Consider the following 17942-nt stretch of genomic DNA (forward strand, 5'->3'; position numbering starts at 1 on the left):
GTGACGATATCTGCGCGCCGAGTAAAGCTGAGAGCGGCGCTGGCCGCCGCCGATCTGGACGCGATGCTGGTAACGGACCTGGTCAACGTGCGCTACCTGTCCGGTTTCACCGGGTCGAACGCCGCGCTGCTGATCCTGGCGGACGACGACACGCCGGTCCTGGCCACCGATGGCCGCTATGTCACCCAGGCCGCCGCGCAGGCCCCCGACGCCGAGCTCGTCATCGAGCGCGCCTGCGGCCCGCATCTGGCCGCCCGCGCCGCCGGTGCCGGCATCCGCCGGCTCGGTTTCGAGAGTCACGTGGTGACCGTCGACGGCCACACCCGGTTGCAGCGCGCGGCCGAGGGGGTCGACCTGGTGCGGGCGCCCGGCCTGGTCGAGGGGTTGCGCGAAGTCAAGGATGCCGGCGAGATCGCCATGCTGCGGCTGGCCTGTGAGGCCGCCGACGCAGCGTTGCGCGAGCTGGTCGACGGTGGTGGGCTGCGGGCCGGGCGAACCGAGAAAGAGGTCGGCCGCGAGCTGGAGTCGCTGATGCTCGACCACGACGCCGACGGGGTGTCCTTCGAGACCATCGTCGCCGCCGGCGCCAATTCGGCGATCCCGCACCACCGCCCGACCGACGCCGTCCTGGCGCCGGGTGATTTCGTGAAGATCGACTTCGGCGCGTTGGTGGCGGGCTACCACTCGGATATGACGCGCACCTTCGTGCTGGCGCCGCTGGCGACGTGGCAGCGCGAGATCTACGACCTGGTGGCCACCGCGCAGCGGGCCGGCCGGGACGCGCTGGCGCCCGGCGCCGGACTCAAGGACGTCGACGCCGCATCACGGCAGGTCATCGCCGATGCCGGCTACGCCGAGAACTTCGGCCACGGGTTGGGCCACGGGGTCGGACTGCAGATCCACGAAGCGCCGGGAATCAGCGCGTCGTCCGTCGGTACACTGCTTGCTGGCGCTGCGGTGACCGTGGAGCCCGGTGTCTACCTGCCCGGCCGGGGCGGTGTCCGGATCGAGGACACCCTGGTCGTGGGCAGTGCGGACGCACCCACACCCGAGTTGCTCACCCGGTTCCCCAAGGAACTGGTCGTCATCAACTGATCTAGGAGCTGTACAGACCGTGGCATCAACCGCCGACTTCAAGAACGGACTCGTCCTCAACATCGAGGGCCAGTTGTGGCAGATCACCGAGTTCCAGCACGTCAAGCCGGGTAAGGGGCCCGCCTTCGTGCGCACCAAACTCAAGAACGTGCTGACCGGCAAGGTGGTCGACAAGACGTTCAACGCCGGGGTGAAGGTGGAGACCGCCACCGTCGACCGCCGCGACGCCACCTATCTGTACCGCGACGGCTCGGACTTCGTCTTCATGGATTCCGAGGATTACGAGCAGCACCCGCTGCCGGAGTCGCTCGTCGGCCGGCTGGCCGACTTCCTGCTGGAGGGCATGGTGGTGCAGATCGCGTTCCACGAGAGCGCACCGCTGTACCTGGAACTGCCGGTCACCGTCGAACTGGTCGTCACGCACACCGAGCCCGGCCTGCAGGGTGACCGCTCCAGCGCCGGCACCAAGCCCGCCACCGTGGAGACCGGCGCCGAGTTGCAGGTCCCGCTGTTCATCAACACCGGCGACAAGTTGAAGGTCGACTCGCGCGACGGCAGCTACCTGGGACGGGTGAACGCTTAACCATGGCTGACCGTCGCGGGGACCGCGGCAGGCATCAGGCTCGCAAACGCGCCGTCGACCTGCTGTTCGAGGCCGAGGCCCGCAGCATCACGGCCGCCGAGGTGGCCGACGGCCGCAACAAGCTGTCCCACACCCAGGCCGACATCACCGCGCTGAACCCGTACACGGTGACGGTGGCGCGCGGGGTCACCGAGCATGCCGCGCATATCGACGAGCTCATCTCCGCGCACCTGCAGGGCTGGACGCTGGACCGGCTGCCCGCCGTGGACCGGGCGATCCTGCGGGTGGCGGTGTGGGAGTTGCTGCACGCCGACGACGTGCCCGAGCCCGTCGCCGTCGACGAGGCCGTCGAGCTGGCCAAGGAATTGTCCACCGACGAGTCGCCGGGGTTCGTCAACGGCGTGCTCGGCCAGGTGATGCTGGTGACACCCCAGATCCGGGCCGCCGCCGCGGCGCTGCGAGGTTCGGAAGGGACCTGATGAACGCACCTCAGGACTGGGCGCCGTACATGAATGTCAAGGACGCCGCCGGTGTGTACCTGCGCGATCCCGAGCTCGCGCTGGAGCAGCTGAGGTCGGTCGTCGAGTTCCCCGGTATCGCGTCGTTCATCATGTCGCGCGGCGAGACCGAGGAGTCCTGGGGTTCGGCGCTGTGGCAGGAGGTCGTCGCCACCGACGGGAGGCGGCTGATCATGTGGCGCGCCGACGACGAGTACGCCGACGACCGCCGTCAGCTGGCGTCCTCGGTGCGCACCATCCTGCTGTCGACCATCACCGACCACATCCTGTCCACCCAGTTCGAGGTGCTCGACGACGGCACCCGGCGGCTGTCGGAGGTCCGGCTGCGGATGTACACCCAGCTGGTGACCCGGTCCAGGAAGACCTCGGCCACCGACAGCGACCTGTACTGCGAGTCGTTCCGCTACACCAAGTCCGTCGGCAACGGCGGGCTGGCGCAGATGGAACGCCTGCTGCAATTCGGCAGGGTGCTGTCGCGATCGATGTAGCGATCTTTCCGCTCAGCGCGATCTGAATGCCTGCGCCCGCGCAGCGGGTGGCGCAATAGCACGAACCCTCCCTCTTGTGGCAGGTACATCTGCCGGGCAGGCGGCGCAATCGGCCATCGCCGACATCGTGGCCGGTCAGCCCGCCGGGACGGACCGCCAGTCGCCCTTACGGTGAGTGCGTGGCAGCCGACAACCCACACCCCACCCCGATCCGCCGCACGCGCGCCGACCAGGCGCGGGTGGTGGCGGACGTGCTGCGGCACCACATCCATGCCGGTGGCTACCCCGACGGCTTACCCAGCGAGACCGACCTGGCGACGGAGTTCTCGGTGTCGCGCAACACCGTCCGGGAAGCACTCGCGGTACTCAAGGCCGAGGGGCTCATCGACCGCGGCACCAAGGTCGGCACCCACGTCGCGGTCCGCAAGTACGACCACGGCCTGGACGCGCTGGTCGGGCTGAAGGAGACCTTCAAGGACTACGGCGAGGTGCGCAACGAGGTGCGTGCGGTGCTGCGGATGGCCGCCCCGCCGACGGTGGCGCGCAAGCTCGAGCTGGAACCCGGCACGCGGGTGGTCTACATCGAACGGCTGCGTTATCTGGGCGATCTGCCGCTGTCCCTGGACCTGACCTATCTGGCACCCGATATCGGTGACCTGGTGGTCGAACACCCGTTGGAGACGAACGACGTGTTCGCCCTCATCGAACAGGTCAGCGGGCAGCGGTTGGGGTCGGCAAGCCTTGCGCTGGAAGCCATCTCGGCCGACCCGCATTCGGCGGCGACCCTGCAGGTGCCCGACGGTGCCGCCCTGCTGATGCTGGAGCGGCTCACCAGTCTGGGCGACGGGCGTCCGGTGGACCTCGAATACATCCGCATGCGTGGTGACCGGATCACCATGCGCGGCAACCTCTTCCGCAACTGATCAGGAGCTGAAATGGCTTTGGTGAACACCCGTGTCGACGTGCCGGTGACGATCGACGAATCCCTGTGTATCGAGGGCTGCACGCTGTGCGTGGAGATCTGCCCGATGGATTCGTTGGCCATCAACCCCGACAACGGCAAGGCCTACATGCATGTCGACGAGTGTTGGTACTGCGGGCCGTGCGCCGCCCGCTGTCCCACCGGCGCCGTCACCGTCAACATGCCCTACCTCATCCGCTAAGGACCCCCATGAAGAAACCGCTCGCGGTCCTGCTCGCCGCCCTCACGCTGTCGGGGTGCTCGCTGGACTCGACCACCAGCTCCGATGACGTGGTCGACGTCGTCATCGGCTATCAATCCAAGACCATCAACACCGTCACCGCCGGCACCCTGCTCAAAGCCCAGGGTTACCTGGAGCACCGGCTGGCCGACATCACCACCCGCACCGGAACCAAGTACAACGTCACCTGGCAGGACTACGACACCGGCGCCCCGATCACCGCGCAGATGGTGGCCGAGAAGATCGACATCGGCTCGATGGGCGACTACCCGATGCTGATCAACGGCTCCAAGACCCAGGGCAATGACCGCGCCCGCACCGAGATCGTGTCGGTCACCGGGTACAACCCCAAAGGCGCGCTGAACATGGTTGTGGTGGCGCCCGATTCGCCGGCCCGCACGCTGACCGACCTGGCCGGGAAAAAGGTGTCCGCCAGTGTCGGCTCGGCCGGGCACGGCACGCTGGTGCGGGCGCTGGCGCAGGCCGGCCTGGACCCCAAGACCGGTGTGGAGGTGCTCAACCAGCAACCCCAGGTCGGCGCGTCCGCCCTGGAATCCGGTCAGGTACAGGGGCTTTCGCAGTTCGTGGCGTGGCCGGGGCTGCTGGTGTTCCAGAACAAGGCCAAGCTGCTCTACGACGGTGCCGCGCTGAACTACCCGACCCTGCACGGGGTGGTGGTGCGGCGCGCCTATGCAACCGAGCATCCCGAGGTGCTCGACGCGTTCCTGCAGGCCCAACTCGACGCCACCGATTTCCTGAACACCAAACCGCTGGAGGCGTCCCGCATCGTCGCCGAGGGCAGCGGCCTGCCGCAGGAGGTGGTGTACCTGTACAACGGCCCCGGCGGCACCTCCTTCGACACCACCCTCAAGCCGTCGCTGGTGGACGCGCTCAAAGGCGATGTGCCGTACCTGAAGTCGATCGGCGATTTCGCCGAGCTGGACGTCCCGGGCTTCGTGCAGGACGGGCCGCTGCGGGCCGCGTTCGCGGCGCGCGGCCTGGACTACGACGCGGCGGTCAAGACCACCGGCACGCCGGCGGCCGGGGAGCTCTGGCTGCAGGGCGCCGACACCACCCAGCCCGCGGCCAGCCCCAACCAGCTGCTGCGTGCGGTGCGCGACGCGCAGGCCCGCGGTGCCACGGTGCGGGCGGCGTACGTGCCCGACACCGAACTGGGCACCCGCTGGTTCGCCGACAAGTCCATCTGGGTGCGCGACGGGCAGAACTATCTGCCCTTCGACACCGCGGCCGGCGCGCAGCGCTACACCGCCGCCCATCCCGGCAGCAGCACCGTCGACTATCAGCAGGCGCTGGCGGGGGCGGTATGACCACCCTGGCCAGTCGGCCCACCACCGAGGCCACCGTGCCGCGGGCCACCCGCGCTCGCGGTGGGTGGCGGCATCGCGCGCTGCGGGCGGCTTCGGTGCTCGCCGCGATCGGCCTCTGGCAAGTGCTGACCGCCAACGGCTTCCGGTTCTGGCTGCGCTTCGACACGCTGCCGACCGTCACCGAGATCGGCGCCGCGCTGGGCCACCGGCTGGGCACCGCCGCCTACTGGCTGGACCTCGCGCAGTCGTTGATCCGGATCCTCACCGGGTTCGGGCTGGCCGCGGTCGTCGGGGTGATCACCGGCATCCTGCTGGCCCGCTCGCCGGTGTTCGCCGACGTGTTCGGGCCGCCGGCCGAACTGCTGCGGCCGATCCCGGCCATCGCCATCGTGCCGGTCGCCATCCTGCTGTTCCCCTCCGATGAGGCCGGCATCGTCGCCATCACGTTCCTGGCCGCGTATTTCCCGATCATGGTGAGCACCCGGCATGCGGTGCGGGCGCTGCCGACCATCTGGGAGGACTCGGTGCGCACGCTCGGTGGCGGGCGCTGGGATGTACTGCGCCAGGTGGTGCTGCCCGGCATCCTGCCCGGCCTGTTCGGCGGGCTGTCCGTCGGGATGGGGGTGGCCTGGATCTGCGTCATCTCCGCCGAGATGATCTCCGGCCGGCTCGGTGTCGGCTACCGCACCTGGCAGGCCTACACGGTGCTGGACTACCCGGCCGTGTTCGTCGGCATCATCACCATCGGCGTGCTCGGCTTCGGCACCGCCGCGGCGATCGAGTTGATCGGCCGTCGGGCCACCCGGTGGTTGCCGCGCGGTGAGGAGACAACCCGATGAGTACCGCAGTGGTCCAAGGCCTACGCCTGGAACTCGACGGGGTCACGCTGTCCTACACCGGGGCTCCGGTGCTGCGCGACCTGACCCTGACGGTGCAGCCGGGGGAGATCCTGGTGCTGACCGGACCGTCGGGCTGCGGCAAGTCGACGGTACTGCGGGCGCTGGCGGGGCTGCTGTCCCCGGACGCCGGCCGGGTGCGCGCCGACGGAGCACCCGTCACCGGCACGTCGCGGGACCGGGGCATGGTGTTCCAGGACAGTGCCCTGCTGCCGTGGCGCAGCGTCCGCTCGAATATCGAACTGGCGCTGAAACTCCGGGGCGAACCACGGCCGAACCGGCGGGCGCGCGCCGAACGCTGGATCGACGAGGTGGGCCTGACCGGGTTCGCCGACTACCTGCCCAAGAGCCTGTCCGGTGGCATGCGCCAGCGGGTGCAGTTGGCCCGCGGTCTGGCCGGGGCGCCCCGCGCCGTGATGATGGACGAACCGTTCGGCGCACTGGACGCGCAGACCCGTGCCGCCATGCAACGGCTGCTGATCACCACGTGGCGGGCACACCCCACCACCATCGTGTTCGTCACCCACGACGTGGACGAGGCACTGATCCTCGGCGACCGCGTCGCGGTGCTGGGCGGTGGGGGCCTGCGCGTGCTGCGGGAGATCCCGGCGCCCCGCACCGAGAACGTCGACCGCACCGCATTACGCACCGAAATCATCGAGGCATTGGACAATTCATGATTCCCGCGCTATCTGACACCGTCCGGCTGGATTGTGACGTGCTGGTGATCGGCGGCGGCACCGCCGGCACCATGGCCGCGCTGACCGCCGCCGAGCACGGCGCCCGCGTGCTGCTGCTGGAGAAGGCGCACGTGCGGCACTCCGGCGCGCTGGCCATGGGCATGGACGGCGTCAACAACGCCGTCATCCCCGGCAAGGCCGAACCGGAGGACTACGTCGCCGAGATCACCCGCGCCAACGACGGAATCGTCAACCAGCGCACCATCTATCAGACCGCCACCCGCGGTTTCGCGATGGTGCAGCGGCTGGAACGCTACGGCGTGAAATTCGAGAAGGACGAGCACGGCGAGTACGCGGTGCGCCGGGTGCACCGGTCCGGCTCCTACGTGCTGCCGATGCCCGAGGGCAAGGACGTCAAGAAGGCGCTCTACCGCGTGCTGCGGCAGCGCAACATGCGGGAGAAGATCCAGATTGAGAACCGGTTGATGCCGGTGCGGGTGCTGGTCCAGGACAACCGAGCCGTCGGCGCCGCGGCGCTGAACACCCGCACCGGGGAGTTCGTCGCCGTCGCGGCCAAGGCGGTCATCCTGGCCACCGGGGCGTGCGGACGGCTCGGTCTGCCCGCGTCGGGATATCTGTACGGCACCTACGAGAACCCGACCAACGCCGGGGACGGCTACGCGATGGCCTATCACGCCGGTGCCGAGCTGTCCGGCATCGAGTGCTTCCAGGTCAACCCGCTGATCAAGGACTACAACGGGCCGGCGTGTGCGTACGTGGCCAACCCGTTCGGCGGGTACCAGGTCAATGCGGCCGGGGAGCGGTTCGTGGACTCGGACTACTGGTCGGGCCAGATGATGTCCGAGGTCCGCAACGAGATCGACTCCGCCCGCGGACCCATCTATCTCAAGGTGTCGCACCTGCCGGACGAGACGTTGACCGCGCTGGAGAACATCCTGCACACCACCGAGCGGCCCACCCGCGGTACGTTCCACGCCAACCGCGGCCACGACTACCGCACCCACGACATCGAGATGCACATCTCCGAGATCGGTTTGTGCAGTGGGCATTCGGCCTCCGGTGTCTGGGTCGACGAGCATGCCCGCACCACCGTGCCCGGCCTGTACGCGGCCGGTGACCTGGCCTGCGTGCCGCACAACTACATGATCGGCGCGTTCGTGTACGGCGACCTGGCGGGTGAGCACGCCGCGTCGACCCTTGCCGAAACGCCTGCGCCGGTCGACCTTCCGGGCGATCAGCTGGCCGCCGCGCACGAACTGATCTACCGGCCGCTGCGCCAACCCGACGGCCCGCCGCAACCGCAGGTGGAGTACAAGCTGCGGCGCTTCGTCAACGACTACGTGGCACCGCCGAAGACGGCGGCCAAGCTGTCCATCGCCGTGCAGACCTTCGACCGGATGCGCGACGAGGTCGCGGGCATCGGCGCGCGGACCCCGCACGAACTGATGCGCGCGGTGGAGGTGTCCTTCATCAGGGACTGCGCCGAGATGGCGGCGCGGTCCTCGCTGACCCGCACCGAATCCCGGTGGGGCCTTTACCACGAGCGTGCCGACATGCCCGCCCGCGATGACGACGACTGGAACTTCCACCTGAACCTGCGCAAGGGCGCCGACGGTGCGATGGAGTTCCTCAAGCGCCCGGTCGCCGAGTATCTCGTACCGGTGCCGGGCCTGGAGCACGTGCCCTCCGGTCACCTGGGCCGGCCGCCGGTTGTCGTCGATCAGCCGCCGCTGTTCGGCGGCAAGGCGCCGGCCTCGGTGGTGTCCCGGGTGGCGGCCGAACCGGCACCGCCGCCCTCTCCACGCATCGCAGCGGTGCTGGCGCTGGAGGAACCGGCGCTGGTGCAGCTGGCCGAGTTCCTCACCGATCCGGACCCGGGTGTGCGTCGCACCGCGGTGGCCACCCTGGTCGAGAATCTGCCCGACGGTTACGGCCCGGCCCTGGTGGCCGCGCTGGCCGATCCCGATACGACGGTTCGGCAGCAGGCCGCCGATGGCGTCAGGGAACTGGTCGAAGTGCTTCCCGAACCGGAAGCGCTTGCCGCACACCTGGACTCGTCCGATGCGGTGGTGCGCGCGGTGGCGCTGTACGTGACCAGTTCGCGGCGGGTGGCCGCGGACTTCACCGCCGCGCTCGATGACGGTGACCACCGGGTGCGCATCGAGGCGGTGCGGGCGCTGGTGTCGGTCGACGACGCCGACGGTGTCGCGCGTGCCGCGTCGGACGACAACCGGGAGGTGCGCATCGCCGCGCTGCGCGGACTGGCCACCCTCGGCGCAGGGGTGGCGACGGTGCGGGCCGGCCTGGCCGACCGCGATCCGTTGGTGCGGGCCGCGGCGCTGTCCGCACTGGGCAGCCTCGGCGGCGACGAGGGCGACATCGCGCATATCGAACGGGCACTGGGGGAGTCGGCCTGGCAGGTCCGCGAAGGAGCGGCCCGGGCGCTGTCGGGGGTCGCGCCGGAGATCGCCGTGCCCTCGCTGTCGCGAACGCTGTCGGATTCGCATCTGGATGTGCGCAAGGCCGCCGTGCTGAGCCTGACCCGGTGGGCGGCTTCGGAGGGGGCCGCCCGGGAGGCGCTCGGGTTGGCGCTGGCCGACGCCGACGCCGATGTGCGGGCCTACGCGCGCCGCGCCCTGGACGTGGTGAGCGCCTGACCGCGGTCCGGGGGTGGGTGTCATTGCCCGCCTCCGAGCGACTTTTCAGCGACAAAGCTCCAATTCTTCTGGGGCGGAGGTAAATCGGTCGTTGCTGTCGGTGGGCCGGGGTATGGTGAACGTATGTTCGATCCGGCTTTCCTCTACTGACTCATACTTTTTGGCAGGGTCGCAACTTGTGGATAACCGTGGCCGGGGCTGGAAGGTTGTGGATATGGCGCGATCGCGACGAACGAAGATTCCTGCCGAGGAGAAGACCCGGTTGGTGCTGGCGGTGCTGGCCGGGGAGATGACCGGCGCAGAGGCAGCCCGTCGGTGCGGGGTGTCCTCGACCCAGGTGACCAAGTGGAAACATCAATTCCTCGAAGCCGGAGCCGAACGAATGCAAGAGGTCCCCAGCGGACCGGCGGGCCAGGCTGGCAACCCTGAACAACGTCGACTTCGTCATGAGAACGAGGAACTCAAACTCGCGTTGGCCGAAGCGACGGTGCAACTGCGAATCTGGCAGCGGGGAGCGGCCTGGGCTGATCAAGTCCCTTCCCGGACCTCGAAGCCCTAAGACTGGCGGCGGGGCTGCCGGTTTCGAGGTTCTGCGTCCTGGCCGGCATCCCCGAACGCACGTATCGCCGGCGCCGAGCGCGACTACGCGCCGGTGAACTGCCCAAGGGTCCCTGGCCGGCACCCGTGGTCGATCGTATCGAAGCTCTGGCCGCCAAATACGCCGAAACCTGGCCAGCATGGGGCTACCGCAAGATCGCCGCGTTGATGCGTGCAGACGGGCACGAGGTCACCAACTCCTCGGTGCAACGCGCGCTGCGACGCCGAGGACTGCTACTGCCCCAAGGATTTCGAGCCGACCGCAAGTCCTGGGCGGTACTGCGACGCAAAGTCTTCCAAGACCCGCCCACTGAACGTAACCGGGTTTGGCAGACCGACTTCTCCGAGTTCGAAACCGCCTGCGGAGGTATCTGGCGCATCAGCGCGGTCGTGGACTACGTCGCCAAATACTGCCTGGCCATCACCGTCACCCCCACCAGTCGCGGCTCCGACGCGGTGCGCTGTCTGCAGTTGGCGATCGAAGAAGCCCAACGCATCCTCGGGCTCGACGATCTGCGTAATGACCGCGGCCTGATGGACATTCTCGACGCCGACGACACCGTCATCGGCCAGGCACCCGCTCCGATCGCCGTGGTCTCCGACAACGGACCCTGCTATCGCGGCAAGGCCTTCCAAGCATTGTTCGCCGACCACGACGACCCGCTGCTGCGTCACGTCCGAACCCGGATCAAGTCACCACAAACCAACGGGGTCATCGAACGATTCTTCGGCTCACTGAAATACGAACACCTCTACCGCGGCTACATCGGCGACGGTGACGCCCTCGACATGGAAGTCCACCGATTCTGGATCATCTACAACACCATCCGGCCACACCAAACTCTCGGCGACCGCACACCCCAACACGTCTACCTAAACCAACCCACCCACCAAAACCTGCCAAATACTTGACCCAAGACATTCCTCGGTGACGTGGAGCTGATCGATGCGTTGCGGGACAAGACGCGTTCGGAGGCGGTCGCGGCCGCCGAACGGCTGGCGCTGATCGCTGCCATCGTGGCCCGCCACTGCGATGACGAGGACGACGGTATCGCTCACGCCGTGATCGACGGATGGGAGTACGCCACCGCCGACGTCTGCGCGGCATGCGGATTGACCAAGCAGGCCGCAGCCGGGCAGATGCGCATCGCGATCGCCTTACGCGACCGGTTACCGAAAGTCGGGGCGTTGCTGGCCGCCGGCGAGATCTCGGCGAAAATCGCCGCCGCGATCACCTGGCGCACCCGCCTGGTGATCCACGAAGACGCCCTGGCTCTCATCGACGCCGCCCTGGCGGGCATCGCGCCCACGCTGGGAACGTTGTCGCAGAAGAACATCGAGGACAGCATCGACGTGTGGATCGAGAAATTCGATCCCACCGCGGTGTCGGGCGCCCGCAGTGCAGCCCAGTCGCGCTATCTGGAGTTCGGCGGCGCCGAGGACCCCGGCGGCACCACAGGAGTCTTCGGGCGGCTGCTGGCCACCGACGCCGCCATCCTGAAGGCCCGGCTCACCGCGATCGCGGCCACCGTTTGCGACGCCGATCCGCGTACGAAGACCCAGCGGCTGGCCGATGCGCTGGGCGTGCTGGCCGCCGATCCGCACGCCGACCGGCTGCCCTGTCTGTGCGGAGACGCGAACTGTGCTGCAGCGGGTAAGGATCCGCGCGCGGCATCGGTCATCGTGCATGTGCTCACCGACGCATCGCCGGATGCGAGCACGGATCGCGGCCCGGCCGAACCCGAACCTCGACCCGACCCGGCGCCCGACGGGGGGTCGGGCGGCCGGAAACCCGAACTGCGCACCCGTTCGTTCCCTGCGGCCGCGGCCAACGGCTCCCCGGGCGTGCTGCTCGGTGGTGGCGTGCTGCCCGCGCCGTTGGTGAGCGACCTCGTCGCCGCCGGCGCCCGCGTCACAACCGTCAGCGGCGTAGTCGACCTGCCCGCCGAACCCGGCTACCGGCCGTCGGCGAAACTCACCACCTGGGTCCGCACCCGAGACCTGGTGTGCAGCTTCCCAGGCTGCAACCATGCGGCCCACCGCTGCGACCTCGACCACTGTGTGCCCTGGCCGGCCGGCGCCACCCACCCCGGCAACCTCTCGGCCAAATGCCGCACCCACCACCTGCTCAAGACCTTCGGCGGCTGGGACGATTGCCAGCATCAGGACGGTACACACACCTGGACCAGCCCCACCGGCCACACCTACACCACTGTGCCGCTGAGCCGAATCCTGTTTCCCGACAGACCTCTTGACACCCCGGCACCGTCGTCCGCACCGGTCACCACCGCGGGCGACCGTGGGCTGGCCATGCCGCGGCGCCGGCGCACCCGGGCGCAGGCGCGCGCCGCGCGGATCAATGCCGCGCGCCGCCTCAACCGACAGGCGATCGACGAGAACGCCGAACCCCCGCCGTTTTGACGGCGCCGATCACCCGCGAGGGTAGTGCGGCAGCGCGATCGAGTCCGCGGTGGTGAACCACTTGCGCTCGGCGATCGGGCGAAACGGCCAGCGCTGCATCCACTTCATCACCTGTGCGGTCACGACGATATCGCCGTTGGTCTTCGGCAGGTAGCCGTCGATCCCGTTGGCCAGGGTCTGGCAGCGCTCGATATACGGGCGCAGCACCGTCTCATACCGGGTCAGGGCATCCGGAAGCGCTTCGGCGGCAAAGGAATCCGCCGGACCGAGTTCGCCGGCCAGCACGTACGCCCCCACCAGGGCCAGGCTGGTTCCCATCCCGGACAGCGGAGACGCGCAATACCCGGCGTCACCCACCAGCGCGACATTGCCCCGGGTAAACGAGTCCATGTGCACCTGCAGGAACGCGTCGAAGTGGAAATCGTCGGCGTCGGCCGCGGCGGCCAGCAACTGCGGGCAGTGCCATTGCGCGTCGGCGAATTGCCGGCGCAGCAGCTCGATCTGGGCACCCGTGTCACGCCGGTCGTAGTCGACGGGACCGGACCGGAACGCCAAGCCCGCCTTGGCCACCGCCGGGTCGTGCGACGGCCGCATCGAGGCATTCAGGCCCGGCTCCTGGTACAGCAGGAACCAGCCGTCCAGCCCGGCGGTGTCCGGCGCGCTGAACCACGCATGGTATCCGCCCAGCAGGGTGGTGAACTGGTCCTCGGGCCCGAACACCAGGCGCCGCACGGCCGAATGCGGTCCGTCGGCACCGACGATCAGGTCGGCGGTGACGGTGCTGCCGTCGCTGAGCGTGACGGTCGAGCCGTCGATGGCGGTGATGCGGGTGCCGAACCGGTATTCGGTGCTCGCCTCGGTGGCCCGGTACAGCACCTCGACCAGGTCGCCGCGCAGGATCTCCAGCTTGGAGACCAGGCCGTTGCCATGGAACGCCGTCACCGGCATCTCGGCCCGGCGCGAACCGTCGGCACGCACCCAGGCCGCCCCGCGCTGGTCCAGCGCCTTGGCCGTGACCGCGTCCAGCAGGCCCATCTGGGCGGTCACGTCGTGGCCCGCGCCCCGCAGGTCGACGGTCTGCCCGCCGGACCGGATACCCGGCGCCGTCTCCACCACCACGACGCGGTAGCCGGTGCGCGACAGCCAATGCGCCAACGCGGGCCCGGCGATCCCCGCGCCGCTGATCAGGACCGTCGTCACAATCCGAGTTCCTGGTAGGTCCGGCGGACGAATTTCGGTTGGGCCGACTGCAGTTTCGCGACCGACGTGTTCCCGCGGACGGCCGCGGCGTCGGCGCTCAGATCGGGATAGTTCTGGATCAGGTACAGCAGGATCACGTCATTGGCCGGATCGGCCTGCCACCAGGTGCCGAAGGCCCCCGGCCAGCCGAAGGTGCCCAGCCCACCCGGACCGAAGAACTGCCGCGACTGGTCCGGATCCGTCACCACCGACATGCTCAGGCCGAATCCGCGGCCGATCCAGAACGGTCCGCCGAGGAAGTTCTGCTGTTTCTGTTCGGCGGTCAGCCGGTCGGTGCGCATCAACCGGACCGACTCCTCCGACAGCACTCGAACACCGTCGACGGCGCCGTCGCCCAGCAGCATCCGGGCGAACTGAAGGTAGTCGTCGGCGGTCGACATCAGGCCGGCGCCGCCCGCGCAGAACTCGGGCGGGGTGAGCGCCGGCGGACCCATCACGTCGTCGCGGAGGCCCCCTTCTGTCAGGGCGTACATGGTGGCCATCCGTCGACGCTGCACCAGGGTGAGCGCAAACCCGGTGTCACGCATGCCCAACGGATCGAAGATCCGCTCGGAGAGCACCTGATGCAACGGCTTTCCGGTCATCCGGCCGATGGCGATGCCCAGCACGTCGGTGCCGTGACTGTAGGTCACCCGCTCGCCGGGCTGGTGGGCCAGTGGAAGCTGTGCCAGTTCGGCCAGCCAGCGGTCCTCGTTCTGCCGATGCGACAGCCGCGAATAGGCGCGTGCCAGCGGGCCGGTCACCGAGAACGGGTAGGCCAGTCCGGACCGGTGCGTCATCAGGTCCTCGAACGTGATGGGCCGGCGCAGTGGCACCGTGACGTCCACCGGTCCGCCCGGCTGGGCCAGCACCCGCACCCCGGCGAGTTCGGGTATCCACGGCGCGATCTCGTCGCGCAGCGTGAACGTGCCCTCCTCCACCAGGGTCATCGCGGCCGCGACGGTCACCGGCTTGCTCATCGACGCGATCCGGAACACGGTGTCGCGCTGCATCGGCAGCCCGGCCGCCACGTCACGATGGCCCAGTTCGTTGACCTGGACCACCTCACCGGCGTGCCAGACCAGGGTGACCGCCCCGGCCAGCAACCCGGAGTCGATGGCCTCGGTGATGGAGGCGCGGTTCGCGTCGAGACTCACCCGCGACACGATACTGATCGTGCGGTGTCAGCGGTCCCGACCGGGTCAACCGGCGGCGTTGGCGGCTGCGGCCGCGCGCGCCAGCTCGGCCAACAGCGGCGGCACGTCGGCCCGGTCGACGACCACCTCGATGACCGCCATCCGGTCCCGATTCTCGGCGGCCGCGGCCAGCGCGGCATCCAGTTCACCGACCGTGCTGGCGTGGGCGGTCAGGGCGTCGGGCACACCGAGGGCCGCCGGTAGCTCCTGCCAGCGCCACGTGACGATGTCGTTGTAGTAGGCCGCGGGACCGTGAATGGCCCGCTCCACCGTGTAGCCGTCGTTGTTGACGACGATGATCACCGGGGCGATACCCTCGCGGGCCATCACCCCGATCTCCTGCACCGTCAGCTGGGCGGCACCGTCGCCGATGAGCAGCACGATCCGTCGGTCCCGGTGCGCCAGCGCCGCGCCGAGCGCGGCAGGCAGGGTGTAGCCGATCGACCCCCACAGCGGTTGCCCGATGAACGTCACCCCGGCCGGCAGGCGGTGCGCGGCCATCCCGTAGAACGACGTGCCCTGGTCGGCCAGCACCACATTCCCCGGGGTCAGTGCGTCAGAAACCCGGTCCCACAACATCTTCTGGGTGAGCGCGGTGTCCGGGGCCGGGGCGGCGTCGCGGGCCGGCGCGACGGGGTCGGCCACGGCGGGAAAGCTGACGCCCCGATCGGTGAGGATGCCGGTCAGCGCCTCGAGCGCGGCGTCGATATCGATCGGGGCGAACACCTGTCCGGCGACGGTGGCCTGCACCGGTCCGACGTCGATGGTGCGGGCCGGGTCGATCTGCTGGGAGAAGAAGCCGCTGACCATATCGGTGAACTGCACGCCGGCGGTCACCAGCACCGGGGCCTCCTCGACGGCGCGGCGCACCGGCTCGGCGCTGGCCGCCCCGGCGTAGATGCCCAGGTAGTTGGGCGAGCTCTCGTCGAGCAGGCTCTTGCCCCACATCAGCGTCGCGTACGGCACGGTATCGGCGGCCAGCAGATCGGCCAGTTTGTCGACGGCGCCGAGCCGGTGCACCAGCAGGTCGGCCAGCACCGTCACCTGATGCTCACCGATGAGCCGCCGCGCCGCGGCGGTGAACAGGGCCAGGGCCCGCGGGCTGGTACCGCCGCCGTAGGTCGGCAACGGCGCCGACGGCGGGTCGACGGGAAAGCGGGCCACATCGGTGGCGAGCAGCAGATATCCGGGCCGCTTCTGTTCGCGGACCTCCGAGAGCACCCGGTCGATCTCCCGGGTGGCGGTGGCCGGGATCAGACTGGCCTGGGCGCAGGTGATTTCCCGGGCCATCCGGAAGAAGTGCTCGAAATCGCCGTCGCCGAGGGAGTGGTGGACCACCCGGCGGGCGGCCTGGGCGTCCTTGGACGGTGCGCCCACGATGTGCACCACCGGCACGTGCTCGGCAAAACTGCCGGCGACGGCGTTCGCCGCCGACAGCTCGCCCACGCCGAAAGTGGTGACCAGCGCGGCGATTCCCCGCAACCGGCCGTAGCCGTCGGCGGTGTAGCCGGCATTGAGCTCGTTGGCCCCGCCCACCCAGCGGATGGTGTCGTGCGCGAGCACGTGGTCCAGGAACTCCAGATTGAAATCGCCTGGCACCCCGAACACCTCGGTCGCGCCCAGCTCGGCCAGCCGGTCCAGCAGATAGTCGCCAACGGTGTAGTCGGTATCGGTCATCAGCCGAGCCTACGCACGGGTGCATACTTTTTCGGGTGACCACAGCAGCGCAGGCCCCGATGAAGAAGGTGGCCTTCGCCAGCTTCGTCGGCACCGCCATCGAGTTCTACGACTTCTACATCTACGGCACGGCCGCCGCGCTGGTGTTCCCGAAGATCTTCTTCCCCAACCTGAGCCCGACGATGGGCACCATCTCCTCGCTGGCCACCTTCGCGGCCGCGTTCCTGTCCCGCCCGGTGGGCGCGGCGGTGTTCGGGCATTTCGGTGATCGGTTGGGACGGAAGAAGACTCTGATCGCCACCCTGCTGATCATGGGCATCTCCACCTTCGCCGTCGGGCTGGTGCCCAGCGCGGCCTCGATCGGGATACTGGCGCCGGTCATCCTGCTCACCCTGCGGCTGTGTCAGGGCTTCGCCGTCGGTGGTGAGTGGGCCGGGTCGGCGCTGCTGTCGGCCGAGTACGCCCCCGATGAGCAGCGCGGCAAATACGGCATGTTCACCCAGCTGGGTGCCGGTGCCGGGTTGGCCACCAGCAACCTGGTGTTCCTGATCGCCAACGTGACGATCGGGGAGAAGAGCCCGGTGTTCCTGGATTGGGGCTGGCGGGTGCCGTTCCTGGTGAGCGGGCTGCTGGTGATCGTCGCCCTGTACGTGCGGCTGAGTATCGACGAGACCCCGGTGTTCGCCGCGGAACAGCGCCGCAACGCCGTGCCCCGGGCACCGCTGACCGAGCTGCTGCGCACCCAGACACCGCAGGTGCTGCTCGCCGCGGGCTGCATGGTCGGCATCTTCACCATGAGCTTCCTCGGCGGCACCTACCTGCTCAGCTACGCCGCCACCAAGATCGGCCACCCGCGCACCCTCATCCTGACCGTCGGGGTGCTCGCCGGTGTCGCGCTGATGACGTTCACCGCCATCTCGGCGGTGCTGTGCGACCGGTACGGCCGGCGCCGGATCATCCTGGCCGGTTTCGTCGTCGCGCTGCCCTGGGCCTTCCTGGTGATGCCGATGATCGACACCGGTTCGCCGTGGCTGTTCGCGCTGGCGATCGGCGGCATGTTCTGCATCTTCGGCACGTCCTACGGACCCATCGCCTCGTTCCTGCCGGAGATCTTCGCCACCCGCTACCGCTACACCGGTGCCGGGCTGGCCTTCAACCTGGCCGGCATCGTCGGTGGCGCGGTGCCGCCGCTGATCGCCGGGGTGCTGGTCAGCGATTTCGGCAGCTGGTCGGTGGGGGCGCTGATGGCGGTCTTCGTGGTGGTCAGCATCGCCTCGACCGTGGTGCTGCCGGAGACGAAGGGCACACCACTGGCCGACGACCCGGCCGAGGTGGCCTGCTAAG

17 protein-coding genes are annotated in these 17942 nt (G+C 69.1%); 14 read left to right on the forward strand and 3 right to left on the reverse strand.

Translation table 11 applies throughout. The annotated features are described in order from the left end of the window. The 13 genes from BN977_RS29990 (at position 1) to BN977_RS30045 (ending at position 12486) form a co-directional block, all read left to right on the forward strand. On the forward strand, positions 1-1095 hold the full coding sequence (locus tag BN977_RS29990; protein WP_036403704.1) for an aminopeptidase P family protein: 1095 nt from the start codon (positions 1-3) through the stop codon (positions 1093-1095). A 19-nt stretch (positions 1096-1114) separates the two neighbouring features. Then, positions 1115-1678 (forward strand): elongation factor P, encoded by a 564-nt coding sequence (efp, locus tag BN977_RS29995; RefSeq protein WP_024452859.1) that lies wholly within the window; start codon positions 1115-1117, stop codon positions 1676-1678. A 2-nt stretch (positions 1679-1680) separates the two neighbouring features. Continuing rightward, positions 1681-2157, forward strand: a complete 477-nt coding sequence (gene nusB / locus BN977_RS30000) for a transcription antitermination factor NusB (RefSeq protein ID WP_036403706.1) — start codon at positions 1681-1683, stop codon at positions 2155-2157. Continuing rightward, positions 2157-2684 carry a hypothetical protein gene (locus BN977_RS30005; RefSeq protein ID WP_024452857.1) on the forward strand — a complete coding sequence of 176 codons (528 nt, stop codon included), beginning with the start codon at positions 2157-2159 and terminating at the stop codon, positions 2682-2684. Before nusB ends, BN977_RS30005 begins: the two co-directional genes overlap by 1 nt. Positions 2685-2863: 179 nt before the next feature. Further along, positions 2864-3607: a GntR family transcriptional regulator gene (locus tag BN977_RS30010; RefSeq protein WP_024452856.1), complete on the forward strand. Its 744-nt coding sequence runs from the start codon at positions 2864-2866 to the stop codon at positions 3605-3607. Positions 3608-3619: 12 nt separating this feature from the next. After that, positions 3620-3847, forward strand: coding sequence for a 4Fe-4S dicluster domain-containing protein (locus BN977_RS30015; RefSeq protein ID WP_024452855.1), 228 nt, complete (start codon positions 3620-3622; stop codon positions 3845-3847). 8 nt (positions 3848-3855) lie between these two features. Next, positions 3856-5214: an ABC transporter substrate-binding protein gene (locus tag BN977_RS30020; RefSeq protein ID WP_036403708.1), complete on the forward strand. Its 1359-nt coding sequence runs from the start codon at positions 3856-3858 to the stop codon at positions 5212-5214. Further along, the gene (locus BN977_RS30025) at positions 5211-6053 is read left to right on the forward strand and encodes an ABC transporter permease (protein ID WP_036403710.1); all 843 of its coding nucleotides are present in this window, start codon (positions 5211-5213) and stop codon (positions 6051-6053) included. The genes BN977_RS30020 and BN977_RS30025 overlap by 4 nt, the downstream gene beginning before the upstream one ends. After that, complete coding sequence (locus BN977_RS30030; protein WP_036403712.1) at positions 6050-6790, forward strand: ABC transporter ATP-binding protein; 741 nt, start codon at positions 6050-6052, stop codon at positions 6788-6790. The genes BN977_RS30025 and BN977_RS30030 overlap by 4 nt, the downstream gene beginning before the upstream one ends. Continuing rightward, a complete protein-coding gene (locus BN977_RS30035) occupies positions 6787-9468 on the forward strand; it encodes a fumarate reductase/succinate dehydrogenase flavoprotein subunit (RefSeq protein WP_036403714.1) in 2682 nt (893 codons plus the stop codon). Before BN977_RS30030 ends, BN977_RS30035 begins: the two co-directional genes overlap by 4 nt. 214 nt (positions 9469-9682) lie before the next feature. Then, positions 9683-10027 (forward strand): helix-turn-helix domain-containing protein, encoded by a 345-nt coding sequence (locus BN977_RS32125; protein WP_081664607.1) that lies wholly within the window; start codon positions 9683-9685, stop codon positions 10025-10027. Between the two features lie 125 nt (positions 10028-10152). Next, positions 10153-10977: an integrase core domain-containing protein gene (locus tag BN977_RS30040; protein WP_051562056.1), complete on the forward strand. Its 825-nt coding sequence runs from the start codon at positions 10153-10155 to the stop codon at positions 10975-10977. A 21-nt stretch (positions 10978-10998) separates the two neighbouring features. Next, positions 10999-12486 carry an HNH endonuclease signature motif containing protein gene (locus BN977_RS30045; protein ID WP_036403717.1) on the forward strand — a complete coding sequence of 496 codons (1488 nt, stop codon included), beginning with the start codon at positions 10999-11001 and terminating at the stop codon, positions 12484-12486. 9 nt (positions 12487-12495) lie between these two features. Here the strand turns inward: BN977_RS30045 and BN977_RS30050 are convergent, their stop codons facing one another. The 3 genes from BN977_RS30050 to BN977_RS30060 are packed head-to-tail and all read right to left on the reverse strand — an operon-like array spanning position 12496 to position 16598. Beyond that, positions 12496-13686, reverse strand: coding sequence for an FAD-dependent monooxygenase (locus BN977_RS30050; RefSeq protein ID WP_084172722.1), 1191 nt, complete (start codon positions 13684-13686; stop codon positions 12496-12498). After that, positions 13683-14882: a serine hydrolase domain-containing protein gene (locus BN977_RS30055; protein ID WP_036404927.1), complete on the reverse strand. Its 1200-nt coding sequence runs from the start codon at positions 14880-14882 to the stop codon at positions 13683-13685. Before BN977_RS30055 ends, BN977_RS30050 begins: the two co-directional genes overlap by 4 nt. 45 nt (positions 14883-14927) lie before the next feature. Further along, positions 14928-16598: an alpha-keto acid decarboxylase family protein gene (locus tag BN977_RS30060; protein WP_036403722.1), complete on the reverse strand. Its 1671-nt coding sequence runs from the start codon at positions 16596-16598 to the stop codon at positions 14928-14930. Positions 16599-16657: 59 nt separating this feature from the next. Here BN977_RS30060 and BN977_RS30065 point away from each other — a divergent pair, with 59 nt between their 5' ends. Further along, positions 16658-17941: an MFS transporter gene (locus tag BN977_RS30065; RefSeq protein WP_036403724.1), complete on the forward strand. Its 1284-nt coding sequence runs from the start codon at positions 16658-16660 to the stop codon at positions 17939-17941. Position 17942: the final 1 nt, after the last annotated feature.

Source organism: Mycolicibacterium cosmeticum (assembly GCF_000613185.1).
Lineage (GTDB): Bacteria > Actinomycetota > Actinomycetes > Mycobacteriales > Mycobacteriaceae > Mycobacterium > Mycobacterium cosmeticum.

Bases quoted from the DNA above. Each gene is read 5' to 3' on its own strand.
- BN977_RS30025 (WP_036403710.1), top strand. From the start codon at position 5,211: ATGACCACCCTGGCCAGTCGGCCCACCACCGAGGCCACCGTGCCGCGG.
- BN977_RS30060 (WP_036403722.1), bottom strand. From the start codon at position 16,598: ATGACCGATACCGACTACACCGTTGGCGACTATCTGCTGGACCGGCTG.
- nusB (WP_036403706.1), top strand. From the start codon at position 1,681: ATGGCTGACCGTCGCGGGGACCGCGGCAGGCATCAGGCTCGCAAACGC.
- BN977_RS30015 (WP_024452855.1), top strand. From the start codon at position 3,620: ATGGCTTTGGTGAACACCCGTGTCGACGTGCCGGTGACGATCGACGAA.
- BN977_RS30065 (WP_036403724.1), top strand. From the start codon at position 16,658: ATGAAGAAGGTGGCCTTCGCCAGCTTCGTCGGCACCGCCATCGAGTTC.
- BN977_RS32125 (WP_081664607.1), top strand. From the start codon at position 9,683: ATGGCGCGATCGCGACGAACGAAGATTCCTGCCGAGGAGAAGACCCGG.
- BN977_RS30005 (WP_024452857.1), top strand. From the start codon at position 2,157: ATGAACGCACCTCAGGACTGGGCGCCGTACATGAATGTCAAGGACGCC.
- BN977_RS30030 (WP_036403712.1), top strand. From the start codon at position 6,050: ATGAGTACCGCAGTGGTCCAAGGCCTACGCCTGGAACTCGACGGGGTC.
- BN977_RS30020 (WP_036403708.1), top strand. From the start codon at position 3,856: ATGAAGAAACCGCTCGCGGTCCTGCTCGCCGCCCTCACGCTGTCGGGG.
- BN977_RS30035 (WP_036403714.1), top strand. From the start codon at position 6,787: ATGATTCCCGCGCTATCTGACACCGTCCGGCTGGATTGTGACGTGCTG.